Annotated in this window: 21 protein-coding genes; 19 read left to right on the forward strand and 2 right to left on the reverse strand. The window is 39.8% G+C overall.

The window, feature by feature from the left end; genetic code table 11:
• Nucleotides 1-227: 227 nt before the first annotated feature.
• The 7 genes from HMPREF2984_RS06550 (at nt 228) to HMPREF2984_RS06580 (ending at nt 5,796) form a co-directional block, all read left to right on the forward strand.
• Nucleotides 228-1,400, forward strand: a complete 1,173-nt coding sequence (locus tag HMPREF2984_RS06550; RefSeq protein ID WP_004224639.1) for an MFS transporter — start codon at nt 228-230, stop codon at nt 1,398-1,400.
• On the forward strand, nt 1,387-2,115 hold the full coding sequence (locus tag HMPREF2984_RS06555; protein ID WP_070670839.1) for a pseudouridine synthase: 729 nt from the start codon (nt 1,387-1,389) through the stop codon (nt 2,113-2,115). The genes HMPREF2984_RS06550 and HMPREF2984_RS06555 overlap by 14 nt, the downstream gene beginning before the upstream one ends.
• Nucleotides 2,116-2,249: 134 nt before the next feature.
• Nucleotides 2,250-2,519, forward strand: coding sequence for a 30S ribosomal protein S15 (gene rpsO, locus HMPREF2984_RS06560; protein ID WP_003026255.1), 270 nt, complete (start codon nt 2,250-2,252; stop codon nt 2,517-2,519).
• A gap of 162 nt (nt 2,520-2,681) precedes the next feature.
• The gene (locus HMPREF2984_RS06565) at nt 2,682-2,903 is read left to right on the forward strand and encodes a DUF4649 family protein (protein WP_003026254.1); all 222 of its coding nucleotides are present in this window, start codon (nt 2,682-2,684) and stop codon (nt 2,901-2,903) included.
• 15 nt (nt 2,904-2,918) lie between these two features.
• Nucleotides 2,919-3,233 carry a thioredoxin gene (gene trxA / locus HMPREF2984_RS06570; RefSeq protein ID WP_070670863.1) on the forward strand — a complete coding sequence of 105 codons (315 nt, stop codon included), beginning with the start codon at nt 2,919-2,921 and terminating at the stop codon, nt 3,231-3,233.
• Nucleotides 3,234-3,415: 182 nt separating this feature from the next.
• Nucleotides 3,416-4,684, forward strand: coding sequence for an MFS transporter (locus tag HMPREF2984_RS06575; RefSeq protein WP_070670840.1), 1,269 nt, complete (start codon nt 3,416-3,418; stop codon nt 4,682-4,684).
• 65 nt (nt 4,685-4,749) lie between these two features.
• Nucleotides 4,750-5,796 carry an ArsR/SmtB family transcription factor gene (locus tag HMPREF2984_RS06580; RefSeq protein WP_049533184.1) on the forward strand — a complete coding sequence of 349 codons (1,047 nt, stop codon included), beginning with the start codon at nt 4,750-4,752 and terminating at the stop codon, nt 5,794-5,796.
• A 76-nt stretch (nt 5,797-5,872) separates the two neighbouring features.
• Here the strand turns inward: HMPREF2984_RS06580 and pepF are convergent, their stop codons facing one another.
• Nucleotides 5,873-7,672, reverse strand: a complete 1,800-nt coding sequence (pepF, locus tag HMPREF2984_RS06585; RefSeq protein ID WP_049533183.1) for an oligoendopeptidase F — start codon at nt 7,670-7,672, stop codon at nt 5,873-5,875.
• A 449-nt stretch (nt 7,673-8,121) separates the two neighbouring features.
• Here pepF and pnp point away from each other — a divergent pair, with 449 nt between their 5' ends.
• The 12 genes from pnp to rpsI all read left to right on the forward strand — a co-directional run bounded on the left by pnp (nt 8,122) and on the right by rpsI (nt 18,964).
• Nucleotides 8,122-10,302 carry a polyribonucleotide nucleotidyltransferase gene (gene pnp, locus HMPREF2984_RS06590; RefSeq protein ID WP_049533182.1) on the forward strand — a complete coding sequence of 727 codons (2,181 nt, stop codon included), beginning with the start codon at nt 8,122-8,124 and terminating at the stop codon, nt 10,300-10,302.
• A gap of 49 nt (nt 10,303-10,351) precedes the next feature.
• Nucleotides 10,352-10,936 carry a serine O-acetyltransferase gene (gene cysE / locus HMPREF2984_RS06595; protein ID WP_049533181.1) on the forward strand — a complete coding sequence of 195 codons (585 nt, stop codon included), beginning with the start codon at nt 10,352-10,354 and terminating at the stop codon, nt 10,934-10,936.
• 43 nt (nt 10,937-10,979) lie between these two features.
• Nucleotides 10,980-11,747, forward strand: a complete 768-nt coding sequence (locus HMPREF2984_RS06600; protein WP_049533180.1) for a nucleoside phosphorylase — start codon at nt 10,980-10,982, stop codon at nt 11,745-11,747.
• 83 nt (nt 11,748-11,830) lie between these two features.
• The gene (gene cysS, locus HMPREF2984_RS06605) at nt 11,831-13,174 is read left to right on the forward strand and encodes a cysteine--tRNA ligase (RefSeq protein WP_049533179.1); all 1,344 of its coding nucleotides are present in this window, start codon (nt 11,831-11,833) and stop codon (nt 13,172-13,174) included.
• On the forward strand, nt 13,167-13,571 hold the full coding sequence (locus HMPREF2984_RS06610; protein ID WP_049514571.1) for a Mini-ribonuclease 3: 405 nt from the start codon (nt 13,167-13,169) through the stop codon (nt 13,569-13,571). The genes cysS and HMPREF2984_RS06610 overlap by 8 nt, the downstream gene beginning before the upstream one ends.
• Complete coding sequence (locus HMPREF2984_RS06615) at nt 13,558-14,430, forward strand: helix-turn-helix domain-containing protein (protein ID WP_049533178.1); 873 nt, start codon at nt 13,558-13,560, stop codon at nt 14,428-14,430. Before HMPREF2984_RS06610 ends, HMPREF2984_RS06615 begins: the two co-directional genes overlap by 14 nt.
• 110 nt (nt 14,431-14,540) lie before the next feature.
• Complete coding sequence (locus HMPREF2984_RS06620) at nt 14,541-15,671, forward strand: ABC transporter ATP-binding protein (protein WP_022525160.1); 1,131 nt, start codon at nt 14,541-14,543, stop codon at nt 15,669-15,671.
• Nucleotides 15,672-15,815: 144 nt separating this feature from the next.
• A complete protein-coding gene (gene rlmB, locus HMPREF2984_RS06625; protein WP_022525159.1) occupies nt 15,816-16,544 on the forward strand; it encodes a 23S rRNA (guanosine(2251)-2'-O)-methyltransferase RlmB in 729 nt (242 codons plus the stop codon).
• Nucleotides 16,541-17,065, forward strand: a complete 525-nt coding sequence (locus HMPREF2984_RS06630) for an NYN domain-containing protein (RefSeq protein WP_004224185.1) — start codon at nt 16,541-16,543, stop codon at nt 17,063-17,065. Before rlmB ends, HMPREF2984_RS06630 begins: the two co-directional genes overlap by 4 nt.
• A complete protein-coding gene (locus HMPREF2984_RS06635; protein ID WP_049533177.1) occupies nt 17,055-17,924 on the forward strand; it encodes a DegV family protein in 870 nt (289 codons plus the stop codon). Before HMPREF2984_RS06630 ends, HMPREF2984_RS06635 begins: the two co-directional genes overlap by 11 nt.
• A 181-nt stretch (nt 17,925-18,105) precedes the next feature.
• Complete coding sequence (gene rplM, locus HMPREF2984_RS06640) at nt 18,106-18,552, forward strand: 50S ribosomal protein L13 (protein ID WP_003039862.1); 447 nt, start codon at nt 18,106-18,108, stop codon at nt 18,550-18,552.
• A gap of 19 nt (nt 18,553-18,571) precedes the next feature.
• The gene (gene rpsI, locus HMPREF2984_RS06645; protein ID WP_003035124.1) at nt 18,572-18,964 is read left to right on the forward strand and encodes a 30S ribosomal protein S9; all 393 of its coding nucleotides are present in this window, start codon (nt 18,572-18,574) and stop codon (nt 18,962-18,964) included.
• 105 nt (nt 18,965-19,069) lie between these two features.
• On the opposite strand, the gene xerC is transcribed toward rpsI, so the two are convergent.
• Nucleotides 19,070-20,293 carry a site-specific integrase gene (gene xerC, locus HMPREF2984_RS06650; RefSeq protein ID WP_062201041.1) on the reverse strand — a complete coding sequence of 408 codons (1,224 nt, stop codon included), beginning with the start codon at nt 20,291-20,293 and terminating at the stop codon, nt 19,070-19,072.
• Nucleotides 20,294-20,323 lie beyond the last annotated feature (30 nt).

A 20,323-nucleotide genomic window follows, 5' to 3' on the forward strand; every position in this document is an offset into this window, starting at 1 on the left:
TTTCATTATAGGTCATATGGGACTTTTTGTATACACAAAAATAGCTCCATAATCTCTGCGGTAGTTTTACCCACTACAGAAATTATAGAGCCTATAAAGTTTCCCCTTAAGTTGATATAAAAATAGCAACTTAGGGGGTGTTTGCTTTAACTTTGTGGATTATCAGATTGCGTCTTTTCATAAAAAACTGTATGATAGGGATAGTGTGATTTTAGAAAGAAGATAAGATGAAAAGATTCATGGAGAAGGCTAGTATTCTGGCTTTATCATTTGTGTTGACAACGGCATTTTCAATTTCCAGCGCCTTACCGGCAATGTTTCAGTTTTATAAGAATTATTCTTCTAGTCAGGTAGAGTTATTAGTCTCCTTGCCATCTATTGGGATTATGTCTTTATTGCTTTTTAATAGTATTTTAGAGCGTTTTTTATCTGAGCGGCAAATGATTATACTAGGGCTATTGTTATTTTCTCTTTGTGGCCTCATCCCATTTTTCAATCAAGCTTATGGTCTCGTTTTTGCTTCGCGATTTATTTTTGGTTTAGGGCTAGGTATGATGAACCCTCGAGCAATTGCGATTATTAGTGAGCGCTTCCAAGGGAGAGAGCGTGTGCAGATGTTGGGCTACCGTGGGTCAGCAGAAGTTGTAGGGATGGCTTTGTTGACTTTAGCGGTCGGGCAACTCTTGCGTTTTGGTTGGACAACTACTTTTCTGGTTTATACAGTTGGCTTTATTATTTTAGCACTATATCTTTTGTTTGTTCCTTATGAAAAAAGCAAAGTCGATAAACATGAGCATCTCAAGTCTGCTCAGAAAATGACCACAAAACAAGTGCATTTAAGCATATTGTTGGCTTTTATAGCTGGAATGATTGTGTGTACCAATGTCGCTATCAATTTACGTATTCCAAGTCTTGTCTTACAGAATAAAATGGGAAGTGCTGAAACAGCGAGCTTAATTCTCAGCTGTATGCAGCTTGTCGGGATTCTAGCTGGCGTTAGCTTTGCCAGCTTAGTGAGTATGTTGAAAAATCGCTTATTGACAGTAACGGGAATTGTTTTTGGTTTCAGTCAAGTGATGATTGGTTTTTCGAGCCACATTTGGTTCTTAAGTTTAAGTGCTCTGTTGGCTGGTTTTGCTTATAGCGTATCTCTAACAGCTGTATTTCATATTGTATCAGAGAAAATTCCTGCCCATTTGGTCAATCGCGCAATAGCGATTGTTGTCTTGGGTTGCAGTAGTGGTGCTTCAGTATCAACATTCGTCCTATCCTTGATTGGAAGCATTTCTTCTGTTCCAACCTTTATTTTTAGTGTACTAGGGGTTCTCATGATAGCAGTATCCATTTTAGCTGCTTTTGTCACTCATCAACAAAATGAGGAAAAAGATGCGATTAGATAAGTTTTTAGTAGAAATGGGGCTTGGTTCACGAACAGAAGTCAAACGCCTATTGAAAAAGAAGCAAGTTTTGGTTAATGGAAAAATAGAAACATCTGCGAAAATTCAAATAGATGAAAATCAGGACGAAATTTCAGTCAATAAGCGAGTATTGGACTATGAAAAATTTGTATATTATCTTTTAAATAAGCCGAAAGGAGTCATTTCAGCTACTGAAGATGCTAACCATCAAATAGTTTTGGATTTGTTAGATGAAAGTGCACGCCAGAAAGAAGTTTTTCCAGTTGGACGACTTGATATTGACACTCACGGACTTTTGTTATTAACCAATAATGGTGCTTTGGCACATGCGATGTTGTCTCCTAAAAAGCATGTAGCAAAAGTTTATCGTGCAAAGGTAGATGGGATTATAACTGAAAAAGATGTGGAGCATTTTGAAGCAGGAATAGAGCTCAAGGACTTTACCTGTCAGCCTGCAAAATTGACCATATTAGAAGTGAATGAAGAGCAGCAAACTTCTCTGGTGGAGATTATAATTTCTGAAGGAAAATTTCACCAGGTGAAGCGAATGGTTCAGGCTTGCGGAAAAACGGTAACAGATTTGGAACGCCTTTCTATGGGACCGCTTATGCTGGATGAGCGTTTGGAATTAGTCACTTTCCGCCGTTTGACAAAAGAAGAATTAGAAAAACTCACTATTTTTGGTGTAGAACTCTAAGCCGGAATGTCCCATTTGACAAAACCTTTCCTTCTTGGTAGAATAAGAATGTCGTTAAAGACAAATAACTTTTTCTTGGTATTAGGTGGGCCAAGCCTAACACTCGGATGAAGCGTAAAGAAAAGGAGTCTATCATGGCAATCTCAAAAGAGAAAAAAAATGAAATCATTGCACAATATGCACGTCACGAAGGTGACACAGGTTCAGTTGAAGTACAAGTAGCTGTTCTTACTTGGGAAATTAACCACCTCAACGAACATATCAAGGTACACAAAAAAGACCACGCTACTTACCGTGGATTGATGAAAAAAATCGGTCGTCGTCGTAACCTTCTTGCATACTTGCGTAAGAACGATGTTAACCGTTACCGTGAATTGATCAACTCACTCGGACTTCGTCGTTAATTCAATTAAAAGTCTCTCATGAAAATGAGAGCTTTTTTTCTACCATTAGAAATAGAAATGTGGCAGAGTAAGCATATCCCTTGACTGTTGTAACAGCTATTGATACAATGTATTTATAAAAATAATTACAAATGTAATTGAATAATAAAAAGGAGAATGACCATGATTGAAATCACTTATTTGGATGCTAGTAAGCAAGAGAGGGTTATAACGTTTGAAAGCTATCAAGAATTTGAGCAATCGCAGCAAGCCTGCTTGATTAATGTAGCAGATTATTACCCGGTTCAAAAGCTGCTTGTTAATGGACACGAATTGGATTACCAAGGGACTTACGGCGATGTTTTCTTTTATCTAATGAAGCAAGATTTAAATCAATACAAATAAAAGTGAGGTAAAATGATGACAAAAGCTATTACTGATGCAACGTTTGAAGCAGAAACAAAGGACGGTCTTGTTCTTATTGACTTTTGGGCAACTTGGTGTGGATCTTGTCGCATGCAAGCTCCTATTTTGGAACAACTTTCTGCAGAAATTCCAGAAGATGAATTGAAAATTGTGAAGATAGACGTTGATGAAAATCCAACGACTGCACGGCAATTCGGCATTATGAGTATTCCGACTCTCTTATTTAAAAAGAACGGTCAAGTTGTAAAACAAGTCGCTGGGGTACATACAGCAGCACAAATCAAGCAAATTGTGGCAGAATTAGGATAAAGCATAAAATCCGCTTAGTTTTTAAGCGGATTTTTAGGTGCCTGAAAACTTTTAGTCAGATACTTAAAAAAAGAGATTCATAATAAAACTTAAAATAAAGTATTGACTTATTTAAAATTAAGTGTATAATTATATTTAATAAAAATTAAGTGATTGCTTAACAAAAAGAAAGCGGATATAAAATGAAACGAATATTGCAAAATAAACTGTTTATGGGAACTTTCATCTCGGATATGTTGTCTAATTTTGGAGATGTACTCTATTATTTGGCTTTAATGAATTATGTTCTGCTATTGCCAAAAGCAAAATTTGCAATCTCTTTAGTGACTTTATCTGAAAGTTTGCCTTTTCTGACGATGATTTTCATGGGCATGTGGGGCGATCGTACTAAGAAGAAAGTAGATACGATTTTGGCGACGCTTCTGTTTCGGACAGGGCTGTATCTGCTCATTGGTCTGGCTATGGGCTTTCAGCCAGCTTTATGGGTAGTGATTTTAGCTGTATTGGTCAATCTTTTATCTGACCTAGCTGGTCAATATGAAGATGCTTTGCACATACCACTCAGCCTTCGTATTATTCCAATGGAAAATCGTGAAGCCATGTATGCCTTTCGTCAAGGAGCAAGCTCTATCCTAAAGATTCTCTTTCAATCCAGTGGAGCAATTTTAGCTGGGCTGATGAGTTATCAACACCTCGCATTTTTTAATGCTGGAACTTTTGTAGTTAGTGCTTTGATAATGCTGATACTTCGTCCCAGTTTAAATAATCTGCTCAAAGATAATCCAATTCATTCTTCTGTTGAGAATCGTGAGGAAGAGAGACATTTTATTAAAAATACATGGAATAGTTTGCAGCAATCTTATCAAACTGTTCAGAATATCTCCATCTTAAAGACTTCTATTTTCACTATTGCTGGTTTAAATGCTGTGTTTGCAGCAGAGAATGCACTGCTCCTCCTAAATATGAAAGAAAATCCCAGTTTTGCATTTATCAATCCAGCCACAACTATAGCAACCGTTACAGTTGTAACTTTGATAGGAAATATTTTGGGGAGTGTTTTGGTAACGACCTTATTAAAAAAAGTAAGTATGGAGTTTTTGCTGAAGATTTCCGTATTCATGCCTCCTGCTCTCTTTATTGGTTTTTTACTCCACAGTATTTATATTATTTTCTTGGTTAATTTTTTGACAATGGTTATCGTAGGCATTTTTCAGCCGAAGATGGATGCTTTTGTCATTTCGTCGCTTCCTGAGGAGCGTTTGGCGACAATCAGTGCGGGGATTAGTAGTTTTTCCACATTGGGTTTAGTTCTTTGTCAAATGTTGGTAGCAGTTTTGGTAACGTTCTTGTCATCAGCCCAGATTGCTTTCTTATTTTTAATATTATCATCGATTTTATTCTTTTATACACTGAAAGTGCCCAGAAAAAATGCTAAACACGTGATGCAATAGCTTTCTAAACAGTTTACTTGTTAGGATGAATTTGATAAGATAACACTAAAGAAGGAGTAAAGATAATGGTGGAAGTACAGTATTCAGAACAAGCAAGTGATTTAATGGAGCAGTTTTCTCTATCTACTCTGATACAGGATAGAAGAGAGACTATCGAAAGTTTTAGCGGCAAAGAGCGTGAGCTTTTTAAAGATGTTCTTCCTGTGATGGAGGAGCTTCGCCTTTTGTTTCAACCTTATAAGGAACAAATGGAAACTTATTATTTGACTGGTTATGGAATCACCTTGCTACAAAGTTGCTATTTGGAGATGGTAGATAAGGGGCTGACGCCCAAATCTGTTGAAGCGGTACATGCCTACTGTTTGCAGCTAGATGCCGAAGCGATAAGAGAACAGTTAAAAGGTCTCTTAAACACAGGTCCTGAGCACATGGCTAAAAGTGGAGATTTTTGGGATTATTTAGAAGCATCATCTATTAAATCAGAAACTAAGTGGTATTTCAGTCAATTTTATCGGAAGCCACTTGAAGCTATGAAAGAGTTAATAGAATTGTCTCGGGAACTTATTCCGCTTTACCAGCCTTACTTGGAAAAAAGTGCTGCCGAACGTAGAGCTTATGCGGCATCCTTTTCATTGGAGGATACCATTGCAGAGTCTGCTAGTCTATCTCATTTTGATTGGAATTTTAAAGAAAATCAATTTATTAGGCTTTATGTTGTCAGTCCATGGGTGGTGCAGTTTGCATCTTACTTCAGTGAAACAGAACCGAAAGAGAGTCATTATTTTATCGTTTCTTGCCGCATTGATCAACTACTTAAAAGTGGAAAAGAACTGGATATGGATACGTTTGCCGCAGTTCTCAAGGTACTTAGTGATAGCACACGCTATAATGTTATGGTAGAATTAGCTAAACCGTATGCTAAGAGCAAACGGATTGCTGAAGAGTTAGATATTACTGGAGCAGCGGTTTCTTTTCATACTCAAAAGCTCATCAATGCAAAACTCCTACTTTTTAATCGTGACCATAAAGATGTGAAATATGATGTAAATAAAAGTTTACTTAGAGAAATCATTGCCAAGCTGACTAGTGACTTTGGCTTGGAAGAAAAGTGAACAGAAAGATTTTTGGATTAGTTACAGACGAAAAAATCCACTTAGAATTTCTAAGCGGATTTTTGAATAGTTTCTGTTATTCTTCCAATTCTTTGCTATATTCAATAATCTGATCAACTGTGTCTGACAAGAATTGAATGGTATCACGGAGTGGTTTATCAGTAGAGATATCTGCACCAATGATGCGAGCTGATTCAAGAGGCGTTTTGCTTCCGCCAGATTTGAGGAAGTTGAGCCAATCGCGAGCGCCATTTTCATTATTTTTCAAATGGAGATAGCCAGCAGTCGAGATGACGAGACCTGCGGAATAGGTATAACTATATAGTCCCATGTAATAATGACTTTGCCGCATCCAAGTGAGTGCAGCATCGTCATCAATTTCCACCGCATCACCCCAGAATTCGGTCAGAACTTCTTTCATAATGCTATTGAGCTTATTGGCACCAAAGGTTTCGCCTGCTTCAATCAGATTGTAAACCCGACGTTGGAAAGCGGCTTCTAGGAGGTGAGTGATGAAGTTATGGAAGTAGGTGTCAGTTAAGCGATGCGCAAGAGCAAAACGTTTTTGGCGTGGATTGTCAAATTGATGCTCTAAATAGTCGCTAAGCAGCAACTCATTAAAAGTAGAAGGAGCTTCTACATAATAAGTTGACATGTGGGTGTTAAAGTAGCTTTGGCTGTTGTCTGAGAAGATAAATTGACCAGAGTGACCAATTTCATGAATCAGAGTATATACATCACTCATACGACCCGTCCAACTCATGAGCACATAAGGGTGCACACGATAAGGGTCGGTCGCATAACCACCGGAGTCCTTACCGGCATTAGCTGCAAAATCCACCCAACGTTCTTTTTGATAATTGGCAATTTCGCGCGTGTATTCTTCTCCAAGCGGAGCAACTGATTTCATCACTAAGTCGTAAGCGTCATCAATAGTGACATCAGGATTGAGTGCGCTGTCCAAGTCCAATTTCCAATCTGCAAAGGTCATTTTTTCAAGACCGTTGATTTTAGCAACGTGTTTGAGGAACTTTTGTGCAACAGGTGCAAATTCAGTCATGATGAGGTCAATCTGCCGGTCAAACATAGAACGGTCTACCTCTTGCTCAGCCAAAAGATAGTCAAAGACAGAGTCATATCCCCGCATATCAGCAATCAGTTTTTCAGATTTTACTTGAGCCAGATAAGCTGCAGCAGCGGTATGCTGATGTTTACGAAGTCCAGCTGAGAAAGAACGGAAAGACTTTTCACGGACTTGAGCATTTTCGTGATTTTGGTAGAAATTTTCGTAGCTGATAAAGCTATTCTTATAAACTTTTCCGTCTACTTCAAAATTCTCCATGGCAAAATCACCTGCCCTCATTTTGGTGTAAATGTCTTGTGGGCTGTAAAAAACTTCACTAAGATTTGTCAGAGCCTTTTCGACATCAGCACCTAAATAGTGAGCTTTTTGAATTTTTGCTTGACGAATTGCAGCAGTCAAATGCGGTAGTTGTCCGAGACGGTCGAGTACTTTTTCATCGGCATTTACCAAAGTTGCGTCAAAGAAGCTAAGCGCAACGCTGGCTTCTGTTTCAAAATCTGTACCAGCTTGCGCAATCTGTGCAAAGCTTTCATCACCGTAATCCGTTGTTTGCGGCATAAAGCTGTAGTTGCCAATATGGCTTCTTTGAATGTAGATTTGCTCCAACTCAGCGAAGGCTTTTTCAAAATCCTCGAAAGTATGAAGGTTGTCCTTATAATCACGTGTGAACTGATTGATATCCTCGCGCGTTTTTTCAATCGCACGCAAGAAATCCTCTCGGTCTTGATAGAGGGCTGTTAAGTCCCACAGTTCATTTTCTGGAAATTCAGAACGTTGTTTTTGTTCAACCATAAATCCATTTCTCCTTATCATTAACTTTCTTCTAGTATAGCAGAAAAACGCAATAAATAGACAGCATTTCAAAAATTATCGCTAAATTCTCAAAATTTCTTGGTAAAAAGCTGTTTTAAGGCTTTTTCTTTTAGTTGAAAATATGATAAAATAAGGTTTATACGTGCTTGATACAAAGATGAGGATTTAAAGGCTTATTGGAGACAATCCTTGTTTATTTCAAAAGTATAGCAGATGAACATTGTGAGCGTTTAACGAGATTTGCGACAGGAACTTGTTAAATCAATACTATTTGGCAAGAGGCTTTGACTTAGCAAGGCATTTAGCGATTAGTGTAAATGTATTAGGTACTAAGTACCAAATCAATTTTAATGCTTTGTATCTTGATCTTTGTAGGCAAGACGTATAAAAAAATTAGAAATTGAGTATAAGCTCAACGAGGAATATATATGACAAAGCAAGTATTTAAAACTACTTTTGCTGGTAAAGACTTGGTAGTTGAAACAGGTCAAGTGGCAAAACAGGCAAACGGCAGCGTAGTGGTGCGCTATGGTGAAAGCACTGTTTTGACAGCAGCCGTCATGTCAAAGAAAATGGCGACTGGTGATTTTTTCCCACTTCAAGTCAATTATGAAGAAAAGATGTATGCAGCTGGGAAATACCCTGGTGGATTTAACAAGCGTGAAGGTCGTCCTTCAACGGATGCGACTTTGACAGCTCGCTTGATTGACCGTCCCATTCGTCCCATGTTTGCGGAAGGTTTCCGCAATGAAGTTCAGGTTATCAATACCGTTCTTTCTTATGATGCGGATGCTTCAGCACCTATGGCAGCTATGTTTGGTTCATCTCTCGCGTTATCAATCTCAGATATTCCTTTTAACGGTCCAATTGCTGGCGTGCAAGTTGGCTATGTCAATGGAGAATTGGTTATCAATCCAAGTCAAGATCAAAAAGAAGTTTCTTTACTGGAATTAACTGTTGCAGGAACCAAAGAAGCAATTAACATGGTTGAGTCTGGTGCCAAAGAATTGTCAGAAGAGCTGATGTTGGAAGCCCTTCTGAAAGGTCACGAAGCAGTTAAGGAATTGATTGCTTTCCAAGAAGAAATCGTGGCAGCAGTCGGAAAAGAAAAAGCAGAAGTTGAGCTTCTTCATGTGGATGAAGAATTGCAAACAGAAATTGTAGCAGGCTATAATGCTGACCTTCAAAAAGCCGTTCAGGTAGAAGAAAAATTAGCGCGTGAAGCCGCAACTCAAGCTGTTAAAGACGAAGTTATAGCCCTTTACGAAGAAAAATATGCTGACCATGAAGAATTTGACCGTATCATGCGTGATGTAGCTGAAATTTTAGAGCAAATGGAGCATGCAGAAGTACGTCGCTTGATTACCGAGGATAAAGTTCGTCCGGATGGTCGTAAGGTAGATGAAATTCGTCCATTGGATGCTGAAATTGACTACCTACCACGTGTGCATGGATCTGGTCTCTTTACTCGCGGTCAAACTCAAGCATTGTCAGTTTTAACGCTTGCGCCAATGGGGGAGACACAAATCGTTGACGGTTTGGATCCAGAATATAAGAAACGCTTTATGCACCACTACAACTTCCCACAATACTCCGTAGGAGAAACTGGTCGTTATGGTGCACCAGGTCGTCGTGAAATCGGTCATGGAGCCCTTGGCGAACGTGCGCTTGCGCAAGTATTACCAAGTTTGGAAGAGTTTCCTTATGCTATCCGCTTGGTAGCAGAAGTCCTCGAATCAAACGGTTCCTCTTCACAGGCCTCAATTTGTGCTGGGACGCTGGCGCTTATGGCTGGTGGGGTACCAATTAAGGCACCAGTAGCCGGAATTGCCATGGGGCTCATTTCTGATGGCAGCAATTATACAATTTTAACAGATATTCAAGGTTTGGAAGATCATTTTGGAGATATGGATTTTAAGGTGGCTGGTACACGTGAAGGGATTACTGCTCTTCAAATGGATATCAAAATTGAAGGAATTACCGCTGAAATCCTGCAAGAAGCACTTGCTCAAGCTAAGAAAGCGCGTTTTGAAATTTTAGACTTGATTGAGCGTACAATTCCAGCTCCTCGTCCAGAACTCGCTCCAACCGCTCCAAAAATCGATACAATCAAGATTGATGTTGATAAAATTAAGATTGTCATCGGTAAAGGCGGTGAAACGATTGACAAGATTATCGCAGAAACAGGTGTCAAGATTGACATTGACGAAGAAGGAAATGTTTCTATTTACTCTAGCGATCAAGATGCGATTAACCGTGCCAAAGAAATCATTTCAGCGCTTGTGCGTGAAGCAAAAGTAGATGAAGTTTATCATGCAAAAGTTGTTCGGATTGAGAAATTCGGTGCTTTTGTCAATCTCTTTGACAAGACAGACGCCTTGGTGCACATCTCTGAAATGGCTTGGACGCGTACCAATAAGGTTGAAGATTTGGTGCAACTTGGTGATGAAGTAGATGTCAAAGTTATTAAGATTGATGAAAAAGGTCGTGTGGACGCTTCTATGAAAGCTCTTCTACCACGTCCTCCTAAAGAAGAGAAAGCAAAAAAACATCATCATAAAACACATAAAGAGCACAAAGCTGTTCAAGAAGAAAGGGCGCAAGACTAGAGAGGTTGCTAAGTGTTTGCCTTCAGTCTAAAGCTAGAAAGGAGTCATCATGGGTTGGTGGAAAGAGACGATAGGTATTGTAAAAGAAAATGATCCGGCAGCTCGCTCCTCACTTGAGGTGCTGTTGACTTATCCTGGGATTAAGGCTTTGGCTGCTCACCGACTTTCTCACTTTCTGTGGAATCATGGATGTAAACTTTTAGCTCGGATGCATAGCCAATTTTGGCGATTTTGGACTCAGATTGAGATTCATCCGGGGGCACAGATTGCTTCAGGTGTCTTTATTGACCACGGGAGTGGTTTAGTGATTGGCGAGACGGCCATTGTAGAAAAAGGAGTGATGCTCTATCATGGTGTCACTCTTGGAGGTACAGGGAAAGATTGTGGGAAACGTCATCCGACGGTTCGTCAAGGTGCGCTTATTTCAGCTCATGCGCAGCTAATTGGTCCGATTGAAATTGGTGAAAATGCCAAAGTCGGAGCGGGTGCGGTTGTGGTAGCAGACGTGCCAAGTGATGTGACTGTTGTTGGGATTCCAGCTAAAATTGTCCGAGTTCACGGGCAAAAAGATGCTCCAACGATCAAGAATTTAGAAGAAATCCGCGAAGAAAGTTATTACTCATCTAAATTGTAGTGAGAGATGGTTGAATGTAGGCTCAAAAGAAGGTGTATATAGCGTGCTATTAGAAGAATTTGAAGATGTAGTTGGGGTTATCGAACCAACAGATAGGCAGATTATTGATAAGGGAGAGGTTTGTAAAACTATCATCTTGTCCTTTAACGGGGAAATTTTGCAAGGCTTGATTGAATCAGAAGAAGTCTATCTGGGAGGCTATTTAAAAAATCTTAACGGTCAATTTCCTTGGTATATATATAAATGTGATGGAAATCGAGTGGCGGTCATGACGGCACTTATTGGAGCTCCGATGGTAGTCGGTCAGCTAGAGGAGTTGGCAGCTAGAGGTTTCAAGAATTTCGTCATTTTAGGTTCCTGTGGCGTTTTGGATCGTTTGATTGAGGCGGACAAGATTATCTTGCCTGCTGCTGCTTTGCGAGATGAAGGGACTAGCTATCACTATGCCCCGCCGGGTGATGAAATCGCCTATGACGAATCCCTGTTGGTTGAGCTGGAAGCTATCTTTGGTAAGCACGATATCGAGCATATCCGAACCAAGTCTTGGACGACAGATGCTTTTTATCGGGAAACACCTGATAAAGTTAAACGCCGTCTAACAGCGGGAGCCCAAGTAGTAGATATGGAAGCTTCTGCTATTATGGCTTGGAGTCAATTTCGTAAAGCTCAGGTTTATCAGTTCTTCTATACAGCAGATTATGTGGATCACCACAATAAAATCTGGGATGCCCGCCGTGAAGAGCGGACGGCTGATGCCATGACTTTTTTCACGATCGCTTTGACAATAGCAAAGGAACTAGAAAGGAACTGAGTAGAAACAGAAAGTTTGACACTAGATGACTGCTTCTGCAGTTGATTTTATCTACTTTCCAGTCACTCTCAGTATCGTAAAATATGATCAAAATCTATGATACTATGACTCGCAGCCTACGTGAATTTGTGCCCATTGAGGAGGGCAAGATCCGCATGTATGTCTGCGGGCCGACCGTTTATAACTATATCCATGTCGGCAATGCTCGCTCAACAGTAGCTTTTGATACGATTCGCCGTTATTTTGAGTATCAAGGCTTTGAAGTCAACTATATATCCAATTTCACCGATGTGGATGATAAAATTATCAATCGAGCTAAAGAAGAGGGGATCACACCTCAGGAAGTGGCAGACAAGTACATTGCTGCTTTTCGGGAAGATGTGACGGCGCTGGGGGTTCAACCAGCGACCCGGCACCCGCGCGTAGTGGATTATATGACGGACATCATTGATTTTGTACAAGTCTTGGTGGACAAAGGATTTGCCTATGAGTCAGAAGGGGATGTTTACTTTCGGGTTGAAAAGTCCCCTAATTACGCTAAGTTAGCCAATAAAACCCTAGCAGACTTAGAGCTTGGAGCTTCTGGTCGGACAGATAAAGAAACGGCCCGCAAGGAAAATCCTGTTGACTTTGCTCTTTGGAAGGCTGCTAAGCCCGGTGAAATCTTCTGGGATAGCCCTTGGGGACCTGGTCGTCCAGGCTGGCATATCGAATGTTCCGTCATGGCGACAGAAATTCTGGGAGATACGATTGATATTCATGGCGGTGGAGCTGATTTAGAATTTCCGCACCATACTAATGAAATCGCTCAATCAGAGGCTAAAACTGGAAAGACTTTTGCCAACTACTGGATGCACAATGGCTTTGTCAATGTTGATGATGTCAAGATGTCTAAGTCTCTGGGTAACTTCATTACCGTCCACGATGCCCTTAAAACCATTGACGGACAAGTCTTGCGTTTCTTTTTTGCGACTCAGCACTACCGCAAGCCTATCAATTTTACAGAAAAAGCCGTTCACGATGCGGAAGTAAATCTGAAATATCTGAAAAATACTTACGAGCAACCCTTTACGGGAACGGTCGATCTGACAGACTTGCAGGTTTTTCTGGATAAATTCACCACTGCTATGGATGAAGATTTCAATGCAGCAAATGGCATTACAGTCGTTTTCGAACTAGCTAAGTGGATTAATTCCGGTCACTACAATCAAGAGGTGAAAAGCGCTTTTGCTGAGCTTCTGCAAGTTTTTAGTATTGTCTTTACAGCAGAAGTACTGGATGCGGATATTGAAGCCTTGATTGAGCAGCGCCAAGCTGCGCGTGTTGCCAAGGACTTTGCAACAGCTGATAAAATCCGTGATGAATTGGCAGCTAAAGGGATTAAGCTTTTAGATACCAAGGACGGAGTGAGGTGGATGCGTGATTGATGTCAATCTCATAAATGGTATTGCCTTGGCTTTTGAAGGCGATGCTATCTACTCAACTTATGTCCGCCGTCACTTGATTTTTCAAGGATTAACCAAGCCGAACCAGCTACACAGAGAAGCAACTAAGTATGTGTCAGCTCGCGCGCAAGCTAACCTCATTTCTCAAATGTTGGAAGAAAAAATTCTGACCGAAAAGGAAGAAGATATTTACAAGCGTGGACGCAATGCCAATAGCCATACAAAAGCTAAAAATGCTGATATTGTGACCTATCGCATGTCGACAGGTTTTGAAGCTGTTCTGGGATATTTACACATGACCGATCAAATCAAGCGTTTAGAAGAGCTGATTGATTGGTGTATTGTGAGAGTGGAGGGCGCACAGCATGATAAAAACTGATTTTTTAAAATGGTTCCCTCAAGGGAGGCTTCAATCCAATCCAAATGCAAACGAAAATGAAGTGGCAATTCCCATTTCAAGTAATCAATGGTTGTTATTTAAGAAGAGCAGTTTGACAAAGCGAGAGCAAGAGCTTATTTCTTTACTGCTTGAGAAAGAGTCTGCATTTGATGGTGGACCTTGGTATGATTATTTGGTTCATAATCGTGGTAAAATGCCACAAAATGTTCAAAAGATACAGTTCGTTCATTGTCATTTATTCCATTATGAAAATGAAACGATTGGGTCTTGGTTGGAAATGATGCGAACCATACTGCCCAATAGAATAGCAGATTTTCAGCTATCCTCTCAGGATTACATCTTTGTGCTGGATCAAACGCGGTTAGTTCCTGTAAAAGATGTGCTTCGTGATACTTTATCGGCTATCGAATATGACTTTAGCTTAACTCTGACGATTCAAATCGGGCAAATTTGGCCTCTAATTTTTGAAGAAAGTTATTCAGAACTTTTTCAAGCGGAACATGCTCTTTTCGTCAAATGGTGGGAGCAGGTTCAACATTCCAATGTGCATTCTTTTTCTCAACTCTTTTTGTGGGGGATTGGTCAAAAGGATTTCATATTGCCAATTTTAACGAAAAAACTTCATCAATTGATTGAAAGTCAAGATCAGCTCGTTGATATTATTGCAGCTTTGTGGGAAAACACGGCAGTTGTGACAAAAGCTGCCCAACAGTTGTATATTCATCGGAATACTTTACAGTATCACATTGATAAATGGGAAGAATTGACGGGCTTACAGCTAAAAGACCTGACAGATTTGACTTTGTGTTACCAAATTGTCATCAATGATTTAGTGTAATGTTTTGTGCACCCTGCACAAAACATTTTTTTTATTTTGTTCACTTTGCCATAGGATAATGAAGCGTTTTCATATATAATAAAATCATAACATCAAAGGAGTTCCATTTTATGGTAGAATTAAATTTAAAAAACATTTACAAAAAATATCCAAACAGCGAACACTACTCTGTAGAAGATTTCAACTTGAATATTAAAGATAAAGAATTTATCGTTTTCGTAGGTCCTTCAGGATGTGGGAAATCTACTACGCTTCGTATGATTGCTGGTCTTGAAGACATCACGGAAGGTGAATGTTCAATTGACGGACGCGTGGTGAACGATGTGGCACCAAAAGACCGTGATATTGCTATGGTTTTCCAGAACTATGCTTTGTATCCACACATGACCGTGCATGACAATATGGCTTTTGGTTTGAAACTTCGTAAATACAGCAAGGATGATATTGAAAAACGTGTAAATGAAGCAGCGGATATTCTTGGTTTGAAAGAATTCTTGGATCGTAAACCAGCTGACCTTTCAGGTGGTCAACGTCAACGTGTAGCCATGGGACGTGCCATTGTCCGTGATGCAAAGGTATTCCTTATGGACGAACCACTTTCTAACTTGGATGCGAAATTGCGGGTATCCATGCGTGCAGAAATCGCTAAAATTCACCGTCGTATCGGAGCAACAACTATCTATGTTACTCACGACCAAACAGAAGCGATGACCTTGGCTGACCGTATCGTTATCATGTCTGCAACGAAAAACCCTTCAGGTACAGGTACAATCGGACGTGTAGAACAAATCGGTACCCCACAAGAAGTTTACAAAAATCCAGTCAATAAATTTGTCGCAGGCTTCATCGGAAGCCCAGCTATGAACTTCATAAATGTTACCTTGAAAGGTGATGAAATCGTCGCACAAGACCTTTCTTTGAAAGTACCAGAAGGTGCCTTGAAGGTACTTCGTGAAAAAGGATATGAAGGCAAGAAACTCATCTTTGGTATTCGTCCAGAAGACATCAATACAGAAGGTGCTTTCCTTGAAACATTCCCAGATTCAGTAGTTCATGCTAAAATCTCTGTATCTGAATTACTTGGCTCTGAATCCCACTTGTATTGCCAAGTTGCAGACAATGAATTTATTGCCAAAGTAGATGCTCGCGATTACCTCAAAGCTGGAGCAGGCATTGACCTTGGCTTTGACTTGAACAAAGCACACTTCTTTGATCCAGAAACAGAAAAGACAGTTTACTAATTTACAACGCCTCTAGAATAAATTAATAAGAAAATGCAGGATGCCTTGTTTTATGCAAGACTCCTGCGTTTTTTTATAGAAGTTAACTATAAGGTGATTTATAAATAAGAAGAAGCATTTTAAAATTTATGTTATACTAAAGTTATGGAAAATAACGATATTGTCTACGGTGTACATGCTGTGACGGAAGCTCTCATGGCCAATACTGGGAATAAACTCTATATTCAAGATGACCTACGTGGGAAAAATGTTGCTAAGATGAAAGATTTGGCAGCAGAAAAAAAGGTTTCTATTTCTTGGACAAGCAAAAAAACACTGCAAGAAATGACAGACGGTGCCGTTCATCAAGGTTTTGTCTTGCGTGTTTCAGAATTTGCCTATACAGACTTTGAAGCGATGTTGAAAATGGCGGAGCGAGAAGAGAATCCTCTGCTGCTCATTTTAGATGGTCTAACAGACCCACATAATTTGGGCTCGATTCTGCGGACAGCTGACGCGACAAATGTTACAGGCGTCATTATTCCTAAGCATCGGGCGGTTGGTGTTACGCCGGTCGTCGCAAAGACCTCTACTGGTGCGGTGGAGCATATTCCCATTGCTCGTGTGACTAATCTCAGCCAAGCTCTGGATAAACTAAAACATGCAGGTTTTTGGATTTTTGGCACAGATATGAATGGCACCCCTTCGACTAAGTGGAATACGGCAGGTAAACTGGCTCTGATTATCGGCAATGAAGGCAAGGGCATTTCTGCTAATATTAAAAAGCAAGTTGATGAAATGATTACCATTCCTATGAATGGACATGTGCAGAGCCTTAACGCTAGTGTGGCGGCGGCTATTCTCATGTATGAAGTATTTAGAAATCGCCTATGAAACGGAAAATTTTATTAGTAGATGGCTACAATATGGTAGCATTTTGGCAGGAGACTCGTTCTCTCTTTAACAAAGGGGAATTAGACGCAGCACGAACTATTCTGCTCAACAGACTCAGCAATTATGCTAGTTTTGAAAAGCTAGAAATTATCTGTGTTTTTGATGCTCAGTATATGCCGGGAATTCGCCAGACTTATGATGAATTCAATGTTACGGTTGTGTTCACTGAGGAAGAAGAAACAGCAGACGATTACATTGAGCGTTTGGCAGCTGAACTCAACAACCCTATAAATCAAGTATCTGTGGCAACGAGCGACTTAAATGAGCAATGGACTGTCTTCGCACAAGGGGCTTTACGTGTATCGGCTCGTGAACTAGAAAAGCGAGTAGCTGTTACAAAGTCGGATCTGAATCAAATGAGCCAACAGCTTCAAATGGGAAAACCACCTTTGCGTCCTATGGACAATCCAACCTTGCGCGATTTACAGAAAATGATGGAGAAAAAGAAAGATGACTTTTAAAATTTTAACGGATTCAACCGCAGACCTTCCAGAAAGCTGGGCTTTGGAAAATGATGTTCAAATCCTTGGTTTGACTATTCAGTTGGACGGAATAACTTATGAAACAGTCGGAGAGAAGAAGCTAACGAGTGAGCAGCTCCTCTCTAAAATGGAAGCAGGGAGTCAACCAACAACCAGCCAAATCAATGTCGGTCAGTTTGAAGATATATTTCGTGGTTACGCTGAAATTGGTATGCCAGTTCTTTATATTGCGTTTGCTTCAGTCTTGTCAGGAACTTATCAGAGTGCGGTTATGGCACGGGATATGGTTTTGGAAGATTTTCCAGAAGCGGTTATCCGGATTATTGATACCAAGGCGGCATCTATGGGAGAAGGTATTCTGGTGATGAAAGCGGTGGAAGCGAAAGCTGCCGGTCAAAGTTTGGAACAAGTAGTAGCCTTAATAAAATCTTTAGTGCCAAAAGTGAAAACGTATTTTCTAGTAGATGACCTAAATCACCTCATGCGGGGCGGACGAATTTCAAAGACCGCAGCTCTCATGGGAAGTTTAGTCAATATTAAGCCGATTATTGCTGTGAAATCCGATGGTAGGCTGGATTCTGTGGCTAAAGTCCGTGGGAAGAAAAAGGCTCATGCTGAAGTGGTGCGCATGACCTTGGAAGGCATTTCCGATCCACGCGTGGTAATTGCCTATGCAGGATTAGACAGTCAAGAAGTGGCACAAACTCTCAAAGATCAGCTTCTTGCCTCCGAACAGGTCAATGAAGTTTTAATTTTACCATTAGGACCAGTCATTTCCACTCATACAGGCCCTGGGACCTTAGGATTATTTAGTATTGCCCATGAAAATCAAGATTAAGCGAAATGAAACCGTTCTTTCATAAATAATTTATCAAATATATTGACTTTTACCCCTAAAATTTGGTATGATAGTAAACGGTATTGTTTACCCCATTTGTAGGGCCCCGGAACCTTCCAAATAACTTGCGGACCGGAACATCCGCCTTGTAAACAAAAACGATATTCATATAGGAGAAATCATGAACAAAACAACATACATGGCTAAGCCAGGTGAAGTTGAACGTAAATGGTACGTGGTAGATGCTACTGATGTACCTCTTGGACGCCTTTCTGCCGTTGTAGCAAGCGTACTTCGTGGAAAAAATAAACCAACTTTCACACCTCACACTGATACAGGTGACTTTGTGATCGTTATCAATGCTGAAAAAATAAAATTAACTGGTAAAAAAGCAACTGATAAAGTCTACTATACACACTCAATGTATCCAGGTGGATTGAAATCAATCACTGCTGGTGAACTTCGTTCTAAAAATGCTGTTCGTTTGATTGAGAAATCAGTTAAAGGTATGCTTCCACACAATACTCTTGGCCGTGCTCAAGGTATGAAGTTGAAAGTATTCGTAGGCGCTGAACACACTCACGCTGCACAACAACCAGAAGTTCTTGATATTTCAGGACTTATCTAAGGAAAGGAACAAATAAGCTATGTCACAAGCACAATATGCAGGTACTGGACGCCGTAAAAACGCTGTTGCACGCGTTCGCCTTGTTCCAGGAACTGGTAAAATTACTGTAAACAAAAAAGATGTTGAAGAATATATCCCACATGCGGATCTTCGCCTTGTCATCAACCAACCATTCGCAGTTACTTCAACTGTTGGTCAATACGATGTTCTCGTAAACGTTCTCGGTGGTGGCTACGCTGGTCAAGCAGGAGCTATCCGTCACGGTATCGCCCGTGCCCTCCTCCAAGTAGACCCAGACTTCCGCGACTCACTCAAACGCGCTGGTCTCCTTACACGTGATGCCCGTATGGTAGAACGTAAGAAACCAGGTCTTAAGAAAGCACGTAAAGCTAGTCAGTTCTCAAAACGTTAAGAACAGCTTTACAGCAACGATTACAGACACTCAATGTTTACCTCATTGGGTGTTTTTTCGTGCACTTTTTGAAAAACTCACCTCAAAATTCACCTTATTTTTACCTTATTTATTTTTGAGCTCTCTGTAAGCAGTTTCGCCAGCACTAAGTGGAACAACATTTGAAGTATTAACATAAATCTTTGTTGTACTCAAATCACTATGTGTCAAAGCTTCTGAAATGGATTCCAGAGACATTCCTGCCTTCTTAGCTAAAGTAGCACCAGTATGCCTTAACATGTGAGGAGTGGCATGTCTAAGATTTTTATGGCGACGTTCTACAGATTTCATCTTGTTATTAAGGTAATCTGCATGCAGAGGGCTATTCACATTGCCTTTAGTGTCAATATAAGTAAAGACATATTGTTCTGGAGTTTGAATGATACCAAATTTTGCTAATTCTGCTTTTTGTTGAATTTTCCATTGATATAAGAGAACAGTTAACTCTTGAGGAATAGTAAAAATTGTTTTCTTTTCTCCTTTAGTAGACTTAGGCTTCTTATATTTATCCAAGGCTTGAATTAAACCAATTTCAGATATATCTAAGGAGATATGTTTCCACTGTAAAGCATAGCTTTCCGATTTACGGTCGTTTAAGATAAAAGTTGTAAAAAATAAAACATAGTCTTTAAGCGACAATTTTTTGTTTTCTAGGTCCTCTTGGAACATTTCAAACCATTCCCGTAACTCACTTAAAGTAAGGTATAAATCTTCATCACGCTTAGCTTCTTGTAATTTGATTTTTTTAGTAGCCTTAATACGACTGATTGTTTTAGATAGGCGATTCATTTCAATATATTCTAATTCCTCTGCCCAGTCAAAAATAGAATTAACATAACTACGTATGACCTTGAAATTGGCATATTCATTTGCTTTAGCAGTCATCAAATTTAAAACAACCGTTTTATTCTGATTTAAAAATTTAATGGAATAATTTCCAAATATTGGTAAAATATGTAATCTAAAAACAGTTTCTGTATTGTTAACTGTTGGAAGAGTGGGTGGTTTATTTGTTGAAGTCGTTTGACCTGCTTTATAGGCTTCCCACCAGACATTATGATAAAAATCTTTGAAGAGAATATCGCCATTGATTGCTTGATGTGGTAATGCACCCCCTTTTTGGATAGTGTTAATATCTATTAAAATTTGTAATTCAGCTTCTTTAGCCTCCTTTTTTGTTTTAAAACGCTTATCGTAGTAATGTCCTGAAATTCCCAAAGAAGGTCTAGCTTCTGTTGGAACATAGAGTTTTAAACGATAAGAACCATTTGAAGTTTTTGTAATTGTCATAGTAATCTCCTTTTTACTGAGCTAGAAAAT

The sequence above is a fragment of the Streptococcus sp. HMSC066E07 genome, from assembly GCF_001814695.1.
Classification (GTDB): domain Bacteria; phylum Bacillota; class Bacilli; order Lactobacillales; family Streptococcaceae; genus Streptococcus; species Streptococcus hominis.